The 12,294-nt window shown below is 68.5% G+C and carries 11 protein-coding genes; 7 read left to right on the forward strand and 4 right to left on the reverse strand.

Annotated elements, in window-relative coordinates; genetic code table 11:
- The 6 genes from Q664_RS23210 to Q664_RS23235 form a co-directional block, all read left to right on the forward strand.
- Positions 1–3,386 (forward strand): response regulator (locus Q664_RS23210; protein ID WP_043399659.1); only part of this gene is annotated, 3,386 nt, incomplete at its 5' end.
- A gap of 38 nt (positions 3,387–3,424) precedes the next feature.
- Complete coding sequence (locus Q664_RS23215; RefSeq protein WP_043399688.1) at positions 3,425–4,948, forward strand: sensor histidine kinase; 1,524 nt, start codon at positions 3,425–3,427, stop codon at positions 4,946–4,948.
- Positions 4,949–5,042: 94 nt separating this feature from the next.
- Positions 5,043–5,417: a hypothetical protein gene (locus tag Q664_RS23220; RefSeq protein WP_235216839.1), complete on the forward strand. Its 375-nt coding sequence runs from the start codon at positions 5,043–5,045 to the stop codon at positions 5,415–5,417.
- Complete coding sequence (locus Q664_RS23225) at positions 5,401–5,670, forward strand: DUF5985 family protein (RefSeq protein WP_326938733.1); 270 nt, start codon at positions 5,401–5,403, stop codon at positions 5,668–5,670. Before Q664_RS23220 ends, Q664_RS23225 begins: the two co-directional genes overlap by 17 nt.
- Positions 5,667–5,933 carry a DUF5985 family protein gene (locus Q664_RS23230; RefSeq protein ID WP_043399669.1) on the forward strand — a complete coding sequence of 89 codons (267 nt, stop codon included), beginning with the start codon at positions 5,667–5,669 and terminating at the stop codon, positions 5,931–5,933. The genes Q664_RS23225 and Q664_RS23230 overlap by 4 nt, the downstream gene beginning before the upstream one ends.
- A 186-nt stretch (positions 5,934–6,119) precedes the next feature.
- Positions 6,120–7,712 carry a ligand-binding sensor domain-containing protein gene (locus tag Q664_RS23235; protein ID WP_043399672.1) on the forward strand — a complete coding sequence of 531 codons (1,593 nt, stop codon included), beginning with the start codon at positions 6,120–6,122 and terminating at the stop codon, positions 7,710–7,712.
- A gap of 158 nt (positions 7,713–7,870) precedes the next feature.
- Here the strand turns inward: Q664_RS23235 and Q664_RS23240 are convergent, their stop codons facing one another.
- Together Q664_RS23240 and Q664_RS23245 are read right to left on the reverse strand one after the other, a co-directional pair.
- Positions 7,871–9,883, reverse strand: a complete 2,013-nt coding sequence (locus tag Q664_RS23240) for an ATP-binding protein (RefSeq protein ID WP_052518551.1) — start codon at positions 9,881–9,883, stop codon at positions 7,871–7,873.
- Positions 9,884–10,048: 165 nt separating this feature from the next.
- Entirely contained in the window at positions 10,049–10,834 is a 786-nt protein-coding gene (locus Q664_RS23245) for a 2-keto-4-pentenoate hydratase (RefSeq protein WP_043399675.1), read from the reverse strand.
- 120 nt (positions 10,835–10,954) lie between these two features.
- Here Q664_RS23245 and Q664_RS23250 point away from each other — a divergent pair, with 120 nt between their 5' ends.
- Positions 10,955–11,452, forward strand: coding sequence for a DUF1579 domain-containing protein (locus Q664_RS23250; RefSeq protein WP_043399678.1), 498 nt, complete (start codon positions 10,955–10,957; stop codon positions 11,450–11,452).
- Positions 11,453–11,470: 18 nt separating this feature from the next.
- On the opposite strand, the gene Q664_RS23255 is transcribed toward Q664_RS23250, so the two are convergent.
- A complete protein-coding gene (locus Q664_RS23255; protein WP_152622287.1) occupies positions 11,471–11,797 on the reverse strand; it encodes a hypothetical protein in 327 nt (108 codons plus the stop codon).
- Between the two features lie 227 nt (positions 11,798–12,024).
- A partial coding sequence (locus Q664_RS59260) for a DUF3226 domain-containing protein (protein ID WP_043399686.1) occupies positions 12,025–12,294 on the reverse strand: 270 nt, incomplete at its 5' end.

Raw genomic sequence — 12,294 nt, forward strand, 5'->3', positions numbered from 1 at the left:
CCATCAACACGATGGTGGATCAGCTCAACGCATTCGCGTCCGAGGTGACCCGCGTCGCGCGCGAGGTCGGTACCGAGGGCAAGCTGGGGGGCCAGGCGCGTGTGCCCGGGGTGGCCGGTACGTGGAAGGACCTCACCGACAACGTGAACCTGATGGCCCGCAACCTGACCACGCAGGTGCGCGGCATCGTCAAGGTGGTGACCGCGGTCGCCAACGGTGACCTGACCCAGAAGCTCGTGGTCGACGCCAAGGGCGAGGTGGCCGCGCTGGCGGACACCATCAACAGCATGACGGACACGCTGGGCACCTTCGCGCAGCAGGTGTCCACGGTGGCCCGCGAGGTGGGTATCGAGGGCAAGCTGGGTGGCCAGGCCAAGGTGCCCGGTGCCCGCGGGGCCTGGAGGCAGCTGACCGACAACGTGAATCAGCTCGCCGGCAACCTGACGTCCCAGGTGCGCGCCATCTCCGAGGTGGCCACCGCCGTGACGAAGGGGGACCTGACGCGGTTCATCTCGGTGGATGCGGGCGGCGAGCTGGCCGCCCTGAAGGACAACATCAACCAGATGATCGTCAACCTCAAGGAGACGACCCAGAAGAACACCGAGCAGGACTGGCTCAAGACGAACCTGGCCAAGTTCTCCGGCATGATGCAGGGACAGAAGAACCTGGAGGCCGTCTCCCGGCTCATCATGTCCGAGCTGACGCCCCTGGTCTCCGCGCACCACGGCGCCTTCTTCCTCATGGACACCGAGGACGGCCACCCCGTGGCCAAGCTCACCTCCAGCTACGCCTACCGCGAGCGCAAGAACGTGGGCAACCGCTTCCGCCTCGGCGAGGGCGTGGTGGGCCAGTGCGCCCTGGAGAAGAAGACCATCCTCCTCACCCACGTGCCGGCGGACTACATCCGCATCACCTCCGGCCTGGGCGAGGCCAGCCCCCTCAACGTCATCGTCCTGCCCGTCCTCTTCGAGGGCGAGGTCAAGGCCGTCATCGAGCTGGCCTCCTTCCACCCGTTCAGCGCCATCCATCAAATCTTCCTGGACCAGCTCACGGAGAGCATCGGCGTGGTGCTCAACATGATCATGGCCAACATGCGCACCGAGGAGCTGCTGCGTCAGTCGCAGAGCCTCGCCAACGAGCTGCAGAGCCAGTCGCGCGAGCTCACCCAGCAGCAGGAGGAGCTCAAGCGCTCCAACTCGGCGCTGGAGGCCCAGGCCCTCGAGCTGGAGGAGAAGGCCAAGCTGCTCGAGCAGCAGAACATCAAGGTGGAGGAGAAGAACCGCGAGGTGGAACAGGCGCGCTCCTCCCTGGAGGAGAAGGCCGAGCAGCTCTCGCTCATCTCCAAGTACAAGAGCGAGTTCCTCGCCAACATGTCCCACGAGCTGCGCACGCCGCTCAACAGCATGCTGGTGCTCGCCAAGCTGCTCGCGGACAACTCCGACGGCTCGCTGGGCCGCAAGCAGGTGGAGTACGCGGAGACCATCTACTCCTCCGGTGGGGATCTGCTCTCCCTCATCAACGAGATCCTCGACCTGTCCAAGGTGGAGGCCGGGAAGATGCAGGTGGAGCCGCGCGACTCCGCCGTGGCGGAGCTGGTGGAGTTCGCCCGCCGGACCTTCGGCCCCGTGGCCGAGCAGAAGAGCCTGGGCTTCCTCACCGAGGTGGGCCCGGAAGTGCCGGCCACCGTCTTCACGGACCCGAAGCGCCTGCAGCAGATTCTCAAGAACCTGCTGTCCAACGCCTTCAAGTTCACCAGCACGGGCCAGGTGACGCTGCGCATCCGCATGGCGGACACCGAGGAGCGCTTCGCCGCGCCGGAGCTGGTGGAGGCCGACCAGGTGCTCGCCTTCTCCGTCATCGACACGGGCATCGGCATCCCCGAGGACAAGCAGAAGCTCATCTTCGAGGCCTTCCAGCAGGCGGATGGCACCACCAGCCGCAAGTACGGCGGCACCGGCCTGGGCCTCTCCATCAGCCGGGAGCTGGCGCGTCTGCTGGGCGGTGAAATCCGCGTGCGCAGCTCGCGCGGGGCGGGCAGCACCTTCACCCTCTACCTGCCGCGCAGCTACAGCGGCCCCGAGCGGGGCGAGCCGGTCAGCGACTCGGACGTGGGCTACACCCCCATGCTGCGCGAGCTGCTGCCGCGCGACGAGGTGCATGGCACCGCCGCCCCCCACCCGCTGGCGGATGACCGGGAGGACCTCGGCCCGGACGACCGCGTGCTGCTGGTGGCGGTGGATGATCTGGAGTTCGCCCGGGGCCTGGTGGCCACCGCCCACCAGAGCGGCCTCAAGGCCCTGGTGGCCACGCGCGGTGACGTGGCGCTCTCGCTCGCCCAGCGGCTCAAGCCGTATGCCATCGTCCTGCAGCTCGGCCTGCCCGTCATCGACGGCTGGAGCGTGTTGGATCAGCTCAAGCGCGACCCGCGCACCCGCCGCATCCCCATCCAGGTGGTGAGCGTGGACCGGCTGCGGGGCGCCTCGTGCGGCGGCGGCTTCGTCTACCTCGACCGGCCCTTCAGCCCCGAGGCCATCCAGGGCGCCTTCAGCCACCTGGAGCTCAGGGCCAACGGCCACCCGCGCAAGCTGCTGGTGGTGGACCCCAAGCCCGAGCTGCGTGACTGCGTGCAGCAGCTCATCGACTCCGGGGAGTCGCTGGAGATTCGCCAGCTCGAGTCCCACCGGGCCGTGGAGGCCCTGGACCGCGGCGAGGTGGACGCGCTCGCCCTGGACCTGGCCTCTCCGGGGGGCCGGGGAATGAAGCTGCTGGTGGAGCTGGTGCGCCGGCCCGCCCGTCTGCCTCCCGTGCTCCTCTATAGTGGCTCGCAGCTCCTCCCGGATGACGAGCGGCGGCTGCGGCGCTCGGCCGAGGCCGTGCTGCTCGAGGCGGCCGCCCGCTCGCCCGAGGCCGTGCTCGCCGAGGTGGGCCGCTTCCTGCGCCGGGTGGGAGACCAGTCCCGCGTCTCCGCCGAGGAGATGAGGGAGCTCTCCCGCTCGCTCGCTGGCCGCAAGGTTCTTCTGGTGGACGATGACGCGCGAAACATCTTCGCACTTACATCTGTCCTGGAGAACCATGGCATGCAGGTGACGTTTGCCCAGGACGGACGGGCGGCCATGGACCTGATGGAGAAGAATCCTGAATTGGATGTGGTTCTGCTGGACGTGATGATGCCGGAGATGGACGGCTACCAGGCGATGCGCGCCATCCGGGCGGATCCCCGGTGGGCCTCGCTGCCCGTCATCGCCATCACCGCGCGGGCGTTGAAGGACGACCGCGAGAAGTGCCTGGAAGCAGGCGCGTCCGATTACCTGTCCAAGCCGGTCGATACCGAGCGGCTGTTGGAGTTGATTCGCCGTTGGGTAGAGCCCTGCGCGGGAGCGAGATGACAGAGATGACGTGGGCCGAGGGGGGGAATAGCGGGAGCTTGCCGGTTCAACCGGAGCTGTCGCGGGCACGCATCCTGGTCGTTGACGATCATGCTCCCAACCTCCTCACCCTGGAAGCCACGCTCGGCGACCTGGGGGAGGTGGTGAAGGCGCACTCGGGGGAAGAAGCCCTGCTGCACCTGCTGCGCGAGGACTTCGCCCTCATCCTGCTGGACGTGCAGATGCCGGGCCTGGACGGTTTCGAGACGGCCCGGCTCATCAAGGAGCGCGAGCGCTCGCGCTTCATTCCCATCATCTTCCTCACCGCGCGCAGCCGGGACGCCTCGCACGTGTTCCGCGGCTACGCCCAGGGCGCGGTGGACTACGTGCTCAAACCCTTCGCGCCGGAAATCCTGCGCTCGAAGGTGTCCGTCTTCGTGGAGCTGTTCCTCAAGGAGGAGCAGCTCAAGCGCCAGGAGGCCTTGCTGCGCCGGCGCGAGCGCGAGGCACTGGAGCGGGAGAGCGCCTACCGCTACCGCCTGCTGGGCGATGCCATGCCCCTGTGCGTGTTCGCCGCCGGCCCGGATGGCCGCCTGCGTTATGGCAATCGCGCCTGGACGGAGCTGTCCGGCCTGCCCTCCGAGGCCGTGGAGAACCTGTGGCGCTCGGAGGTGATGCACCCGGAGGACCGCGAGAGTGTCCACGCCGCCTGGTGCCACTCGGTGGGCACCGGCCAGCCCTTCGAGGTGCAGTTCCGGCTGCGCTGCCAGCGCACCCAGGCGTTCCGCTGGCACCTGGGCCGTGCGGTGCCGGAGCGCAACGAGCGCGGCCGCATCACCGGGTGGATCATCACCGCCACGGACATCGACAACCAGAAGCGGGCCGAGGAGGAGCTGGCCCGGGCGAGCGTGGCGAAGGACGCCTTCCTGGCCGCTGCCTCGCACGAGCTGCGCACCCCGCTGGCCGCGGCGAAGATGCAGGTGCAGCTGGCCCAGCGCAAGTTCGGCGCCGAGCTGACGGACGGGCCCCGCCGGGCGCTCGAGGGGTTGGATCGGCAGGTGGACCGGATGACCAAGCTGGTGTCGGACCTGCTGGACGTGAGCCGGCTGCTCACCGGGCGCCTGTCGCTGGAGGTGGAGGAGTTCGACCTGGTGCCCCTGCTGCGCACCACCTGCGAGCGTCTGCAGGCGCTCTCCACCGAGCACCGGCTGCGGCTGGAAACGCCCGAGACGCTGCTCATGCGGGGAGACCCGGGGCGCCTCGAGCAGGTGGTGACCAACCTGGTGGCCAACGCCATCCGCTACTCGCCCCAGGGCGGCGAGGTGGCGCTGCGCGCGTGGTCCGAGGAGGGCAATGTCCTGCTCCTGGTGCGTGACCAGGGCATTGGCATCCCGGTGGAGAAATTGCCGGTCATCTTCGAACGCTTCGGCCAGGCCCACGGGGCGAGGTATGGTGGCCTGGGCCTGGGGTTGACCATCTCCCAGGGCATCATCGAGCAGCACGGCGGACGCATCTGGGCGGAGTCGCGGGGAGTGGACGGCGAGGGCAGTACGTTCCACGTGTGCATGCCCCTGCAGTCCTAGCTTCCGGAGTGGGAACATCCGTCGTATTAAGGAGCCGTTTTCCGAGGTGGGGAGAAAGGGATGAGGTTTGCGCGCGGGCGATCTTCCCGAAGTCGTGCGACGGCTGATTGCCGAACACATTGACTCGGTCGAGCAACTGGAGATCCTGCTGCTGCTCCAGCAGCACCCGGAGCGTTCCTGGACCGCGGAGTCGGTGGCCCGGGAGCTGCGGATCTCCCCCTTGTCCGCCGGGGATCGGCTGAAGGACATGGCTCGCTCGGCGATCCTGTCCAGGGTCCAGGGCAGCGAGGTGGAGTTCCGCTACGCGCCGGAGAGCCCTGGAATGGCGGAGGCGGTGGCGGGGCTCGCCACGGCGTACTCGGAGCGCCGGGTGACGGTCATCAACCTCATCTTCTCCAAACCCGTCGATAAGATCCGGACTTTCGCCGATGCCTTCCGGCTCCGGAGGGACGATGATGACAATGGCTGACGCGGTCTTCCTGCTGTGTGCGGCGACCAGCCTCGCCTGTGCGGTGCTGCTCCTGCGGGGGTACACCCAGAACCGGGTGCCCCTGCTGTTGTGGAGCTGCCTGTGCTTCGTGGGACTGGCGGTGAACAACATCCTGCTGGTGGTGGACCTGATGGTCATCCCCAAGGGGCCTGACCTGACCACGTTCCGTCATCTGTCCGCGCTGGTGTCACTGGCGCTCCTGGTCTTTGGCCTCATCTGGGACTCCGAATGAACGACTTCCTCTCCGGCACGGTGTTTGGCCTGTGCCTGGTCGCGGGGCTGTTCTTCTTGCGGTTCTGGAGGAAGACGCGGGACCGGTTCTTCGCCTTCTTCGCCGCCTCCTTCTGGCTGATGGGGCTGCACCGGCTGGTGTTGATGTTGATGCGGCTCACCGACAGCGAGCACGTCGTCGCGGCGTACCTCATCCGGCTGCTCTCCTTCGTGCTCATCCTCCTGGCCATCATCGACAAGAACCGGGCGGCGCCTCGCAGATAGGGACGGGCGAGGACCCCGCTGTTTGCACACGGAGGGCAGGAGACTGCTCCCGGTGATGACCTGAGTACCCACCCGGTGTCCGGTGGACGTGTCTGTCCTGCCCCGGGGCATGGCACTCCGCTTGCGATGCTTCAGTCTGGCATTGGACGGAGTGTCCGGCGGCGGTCGGTGGAGGCGTACCAGGGTATGAACGGGCGGCGTGGGTGGACGTGGGGCGTGGCGGGGCTGTTGGCGGCGGTCGTGGCCTGTGGGGGCGGCCCGCGGGACAGCGGCGAATCATCCGGGCGAGAGCGGGATGGGCAGGAGCAGGGGAGCTCGGACGCGGGCACGGTCGAGCCGCCGCCTCCTCCTCCACCTCCTCCTCCACCGCCACCGCCTCCGGTGGATGCGGGGACGGTCGAGCCCGACGCGGGAACGGTCGAACCTCCGCCGCCACCTCCGCCCCCCGTGGATGCCGGGATGCCCGACGCGGGCACGGTTGAACCCGACGCTGGGACGGTGGAGCCCGATGCGGGCACGGTCGTCTATCCCGATGCCACGGGGTGGACGTTCCTCGGTCCGGAGCACGGTGCGCCACACGAGGTGCTCGGTGTGACGGAGGACGAGGGCGGCAACCTCTGGGTGGCGGGTGGTGAGGAAGGGCTGTTCCTCCTGCGTCCGGGGGCGGCCACCTTCGAGCGCTTCACGATGGACGATGGCCTGCGTCCCTATGGCTACCTGAAGGACGGGAGCGCGCCGGTGGGGCCGAAGTACCTCGAGGTGCTCTCGGTGGCGGGAGGCCCGGCGGGGACGGTGTTCGTGGGCTACCAGGGCGCGCCGGACTGCGAGAGCAACTACTACACGCCAGGCGCGAAGAACCCGAACAGCTACAAGAGTGGTGACGCGGACAAGGTCACGCTGACGGAGACGGGCATCGAGGTCGTCCACTACGACATCTCGTCCGGCCCGGGTGTGATTGGCGAGGAGTCGGGTGGACGCGAGAAGCTCTGCTCCATCCTTCGCATCGTCTGGGACAAGAAGCACGGCAACCTGTGGTTCGGCGCGAACCATGGCTTCGCCTGGGGAGACCCGGACTACACGGGAGACCCCACCTGCAACGGCCAGCGGGAGTGCTCGGGCGTGAAGGAGCATGCGCACCCGCACATCAACGCGAAGACGGACAGCGGGCACGTCTTCCGGCTCACGGATGCGTACTACGGCGTCGCGGTGCGGCCGGACGGGGACGTGTGGTTCGGCGGGGCCAATCGCTCCACGCGCTTCCGCTACATGACCATCAAGACACCGCGGGACTTCGAGACGGCGCGCAAGCAGACGGAGAACGCCTCGGCCATCAAGAACCGCATCGACGTGTGGCCGGACCTGGTGGACGAGGTGGGGATTCCGGGCCCGGCGGACCGCGTCGACGACCTGGTGTCGGGCATGGCGCTGATGCCGGACGGCTCGGTGTGGGTGAGCTCCTTCGCGAGGGGCCTGGCCCTCATGGACGCGACGGGGGTGGTGAAACAGTACGCGCTCGGCACGGGGGCGGACCGTTACGTCTCCTCGCTGGCGAAGGATGGGGCCGATGACAGCGTCTGGGCGGGCCACCGCTGGGGCGGCGGGCTCACGCGGCTGAAGGCGGACACGGTGATGCGCTACAGCCAGGCGCTCGGGGCGCTCTCGTACCACCCCGTCTGGGACATCCAGTCCGTGGGCAGCGGGCCGGAGCGCCGGTTGCTGGTGGCCTTCGGCAGCGAGAGCGGCCGCCCGGGCGCCATCGGCATCTACCGCGACGAATAGCAGGGGATGAGCGTTCCCCTACGGTTCTGCCTGCCTCCCGGGCGCGTTCTTCACGAACTTGTCCGACTGTCGGACAAGTCTGGCGAGACCGCGCCCGGAGGGGTCCCTCCTGAGCTCGAGCCGTGGACGGGCCCCTGCACGGACTTTCTTCGGAGGGCTTAGAGCGGGAGGACGGCCTCCTTGCCCCGGAGTTGAGGCGGCGTCACACCGTCCACGGGCAGCTTCAGCTGGAAGGCGGTGCCCTGGCCCGGCTGGCTGCGCACCTCGATTCGCCCGCCCATGCCCTGCACGATGCTGTTGCAGATGGCCAGCCCCAGGCCGGTGCCCACGCCCACCGGCTTGGTGGTGAAGAAGGGCTCGAAGATGCGCCGCTGGATTTCCAGGGGAATGCCCTGCCCGTTGTCCTCTACCTGCAGCACCACGTGGTGGGGCCCCTCGCGCCACGTGGACACCTGGATGCGGTTGTCGTCGGCCGTGCGCGCCGGAAGCGCCTGCAGCGCGTTCACCAGCAGGTTGACGAGCACCTGTCCCAGCCGCGCCTCGTTGCCCCTCACGAGCGGCACCTCGCCGAACGCGCGCACCACCTGTGTGCGGTGCCGCAGCGCGCTGCGCATCAGCCTCAGCGCGCTGTCCACCACCCGGTGCACGTCCACCGGTCCGACGCGATCGTCGTCGGCCCGCGCGAAGGACTTCAGGTCCTGCACCAGCTCGCGGATGCGTCCCACGCCCTCGCGCGTCTCCGTGAGCACCTCGCGCATCTCGGGCAGCGCCTCGGGCAGCACCATCATCCCCGTGAGCTGCTCCTCCAGGAAGGTGAGGTTGGCGGAGACGAAGGTGAGCGGGTTGTTGATTTCGTGCGCCATGCCCGTGGCCAGCGTGCCCGCCGATGCCATCCGGTCCGCCAGCCGCAGTTGCGACTCCAGCCGCTTGCGCTCGGTGACGTCCCGGCAGAGCACCATCAGCAGCGAGCGGCCCCCGCCGGTGAAGAGCGTCTTCCGGCTGAGGAGCACGCGCGCCTGGCCGGACGCGTCGGTGTAGGTGTCCTCGGCCTCGTGGGGCTGGCCGGTGGTGAAGACCTGCTCGTCCTGCCACCGCGATGCGTCCGCCTCGGCCTTGGGCATGAGCTCCCGGTCCGTCATGCCGAGCAGCTCCTCCAGCGGACGCCCCACGAGCCGGCAGAAGGCGCTGTTCATGGCGATCCACCGGTACCCCCGGTCCTTCACCAGCAGCGGCTCCGGCACGGTGTCGAGCGTCTTCTGCAGCAGGTCCCTCGAGCGCTCCAGCTCGTCGCGCTGGCGCCGGCGCTCCAGCTCGAAGCCCGCGCGCACCGCGAAGGCGTTGATGAGCGCATAGTCCAACTGCCGCGCCTCGAGCGGCCGATCATGGAGGATGGCCAGCACGCCGATGGGCTGCCCACTCGAGTCCCTCAGCGCCGCGCCCAGGTAGCTGCGCAGGCCCTGCTCGCGCAGCATCGTGTCCTCGGGGAAGCGCGCGGCCACCCCGTCCGGGTAGTGGCAGATGGCCTGATCGACGGTGATCTCACACGGCGTCCCGGCGAGCACATAGGGCGGCAGCTCACAGAAGTCGCCCAGGTTGAAGCAGGCCAGCTTGCGCACCGCGTCCCCGTCCAGCTCGCCCACCAGCGCGCACGTGACGCCGAGCGCCTGCGCCAGCTGCCGCACCATCACCTGGAAGAAGTCGGGGCCGGGCTCGGCCAGGGTGAACTCCAGCAGCGCCTGGAGCGTGGCCTCCGTCCGCATGCGGTTGCCGCCATGCGCCACCAAGGCCGAGGGCTCCAGCGCGCGCAGCCGCCGCTCCAGGGCGATCAGCCGCGCGCCCCAGCGTCCCCCCGGTGGCGGCAGGCACTCGTCGGCGCCGGCCTGCTCCAGGGTGTCCAGCTCGTCCGGGCCGCGGGGGGTCAACACCACGAGATGGGAGTGCACCGGGTCCCTGCGCGCGTGCAGCCGCTGGCAGAGCGTGAGCGTGTCCTGCACCGGCCCGCCCGCGTCCCAGAGCACCAGCAGCCCGCGAGGCAGCAGCTCGGGCAGCTCCTCCAGGCCCCGTGCGTGCTGGACCTGGCACTCCACCGCGTGACGCCTGCCCTCCTCGCGCAGCCCGCGCTCCCATTCCTCGCTGATGGTGTGGGGAACTCCCAGCGTGACAACGTGCATGGCATTCCTCCCCCTTGCCGCACTTGTCTCACGCGCCCGTGTGGCTTGTCTGGCGTCAAGGTGGGTTGACGCACTACAGCATAGCCGGGGAGCCGGACATCCTCCTCGTCTACTCCCGGTGCGGGCCCGGGAACGAGGGGTTGGGGTGTTGGCTGCTGGACGTGCTCAGGGCTCGACGGAGACGGAGAGGTCGCCCAGCCCCTCGACGGTGAGGCGGATGCGGTCCCCGGCCCGGAGCGGGTGGGCCGCGGTGGCGGCCCCGGAGAGCACGATGCTGCCGGCGGGCAGCGACGCCCCGTGCTGCTCGAGCAGCTCGCACAGCTGGAGGATGGACACCACCGGGTCTCCCGAGATGGCGTCCGAGCGCGCCGCCTGGACGCGCTCGCCATTCACCTCCATCACCATCTGGAGGTGGGGCAGGTCCAGCTCGCGCGGCGGACGCTCGGTGGTGCCCAGGACGTAGCGCGAGGCCGAGGTGTTGTCCGCCACCACGTCCGGCAGGGAGAAGTATTTGAAGTCGATGAAGCGCGAGTCGAGGATCTCCATGGCCGCGAAGACGCTGGCACAGGCGTCGAGCGCCTCCTCGCGGGTGATGCGGCCGCGCAGCTCGCGCGAGGTGCGGAAGGCGATCTCCGGCTCGATTCGGGGGTGGATGGTGCCCTGCATCCGGAGCGTGCCACCTGCGGGCACGGCCATGCGGTCGGTGATGAAGCCGTAGATGGGCAGGTCCAGGTTCATCTGCCGGCGCTTGGCCTCGGAGGTGAAGCCCATCTTCAGGCCCACCACGCGCTCGCCGTGAGCGGTGCGCAGGCGGCGGCCCTCGGCCTGGATGGCATAGCCGTCCGGGAGCGAGAGGGTGGGGTGGGCCCGGGTGAGGGGGGGAACCTCGCGAGCCTCCAGCCGTGCTTGGTCCAACAGCCGGGCCAGCTCCTCGTGCATGTGTGCGCTCATCGCCATCTCCGAAGTGGGGAACGGGCGCGTTTTCCGATGCCTCCGCCGCGAGCGCAAGCGGCCTTTCTGGCGCGGTCCGGTGAAAGACGCCAAGGTCTCGCTTCCACAGGAGGCTCGCGCATGGCGAAGCGGACGTTCGAGGAGTCCAGCAAGGAAGGCGGTCTGCACCACCGGTTGGCGCAGCTCGCCGGGGAGTGGGAGGGGACGACGAAGACGTGGTTCGAGCCGGACAAGCTCGCGGACGAGTCCCCGTGGCGAGGGACGCTGCGCCTCGTGGCGGGAGGACGGTTCGTGCTGCACGAGTACGAGGGGGCGATGCAGGGCAAGCCGCTCTCCGGGGTGGCCCTCTATGGCTACCACCTGGATCCGGACCGCTTCGAGATGGCCTGGGCCGACAACTTCCACACCGGCACGAGCATCATGTACTTCAAGGGGGCGAACGAGGGCCGGGGCTTCAACGTCCTGGGCAGTTACGAGGCTCCCTCCGGGCCGCCCTGGGGCTGGCGGACGGAGATTCAGCAGCCCGCGCCGGACCAGCTGATCATCACCCACTACAACATCACCCCCGACGGCCAGGAGGCCAAGGGCGTGGAGACGGTGTACCGGCGTAAGCGCTGAACCGTGGGGACCGGTTGGTCAGCTTCTTCTGCGCGGCTTCGCGGATGGCTGGAAGAACTTCCCCAGCCACCACCCCATTCCAAATCCCAGGGCCGCGTAGCAGAACCAGTTGAAGTAGAGCAGGTATATGACGAGCCAATGAGGTAGCTCGCCCAGACCTTCAGAGGGGGGAATGGGCCATTGCCACTCGTGTCTTGCGAAGACCAGGAAATCCCCAACCAACATGGCAGGGGCATACAAGGTATATCTCAACGCTTTGAGGCCCCACAGCAAGGGCAAGGCCAGGAGCTCCAACACCATCATGAGCAGAGCTCCGGCTATCGCGAAGACGAGCCGCTGTCTCATAGGTCGCGAGCCGCCTTGAAGCCGCCAGAATCCCATGAGAGGCGCTCCACATCAGCGTCCTGATGAGAACCCGAAGCTCCTGACCAAGCGGCCATTTTCCCCGGTCCTGGCTTTTTCGCAGGATGTGACACGAAGTGGTAGCGGAGATGCCAGTAGAATGGTGCATGACGCACATCATCCCCAGGGCCAGGAGGCCAAGGCGATGATGGAGACGGTGTCCCGGTGGATCAGGTGAAGCACTGCTTGAACCATGCGACGAAGCGCAGGGCCTCTGGCGAATCATGGTCGAACACCTTGGCCTTCAGCGCGATACCGAAGGGCAGACCCGGGTCACTCTGCCATGCGAGCCATGCATGGATGGCGCCCTTGAGATGGTCGCGCTGACTCAATCTGGCGCCCAGTTCCATGGCCCTGGTGGTCGTGGCCTGTGCATGCGGCCAGACTGTGTCTTCCTGGGGGATCAGCTTCTCGATGAACTCCTCGACCCGTCCGGGCTG

Origin of the sequence: Archangium violaceum Cb vi76 (assembly GCF_000733295.1) — a bacterium.
Lineage (GTDB): Bacteria > Myxococcota > Myxococcia > Myxococcales > Myxococcaceae > Archangium > Archangium violaceum.

Excerpts from the sequence above, each read along its gene's own strand:
- Q664_RS23245 (WP_043399675.1), bottom strand. The coding sequence starts at position 10,834 with ATGAGCGCACACATGCACGAGGAGCTGGCCCGGCTGTTGGACCAAGCA.
- Q664_RS23250 (WP_043399678.1), top strand. The coding sequence starts at position 10,955 with ATGGCGAAGCGGACGTTCGAGGAGTCCAGCAAGGAAGGCGGTCTGCAC.
- Q664_RS23230 (WP_043399669.1), top strand. The coding sequence starts at position 5,667 with ATGAACGACTTCCTCTCCGGCACGGTGTTTGGCCTGTGCCTGGTCGCG.
- Q664_RS23235 (WP_043399672.1), top strand. The coding sequence starts at position 6,120 with ATGAACGGGCGGCGTGGGTGGACGTGGGGCGTGGCGGGGCTGTTGGCG.
- Q664_RS23225 (WP_326938733.1), top strand. The coding sequence starts at position 5,401 with ATGATGACAATGGCTGACGCGGTCTTCCTGCTGTGTGCGGCGACCAGC.
- Q664_RS23255 (WP_152622287.1), bottom strand. The coding sequence starts at position 11,797 with ATGAGACAGCGGCTCGTCTTCGCGATAGCCGGAGCTCTGCTCATGATG.
- Q664_RS23240 (WP_052518551.1), bottom strand. The coding sequence starts at position 9,883 with ATGCACGTTGTCACGCTGGGAGTTCCCCACACCATCAGCGAGGAATGG.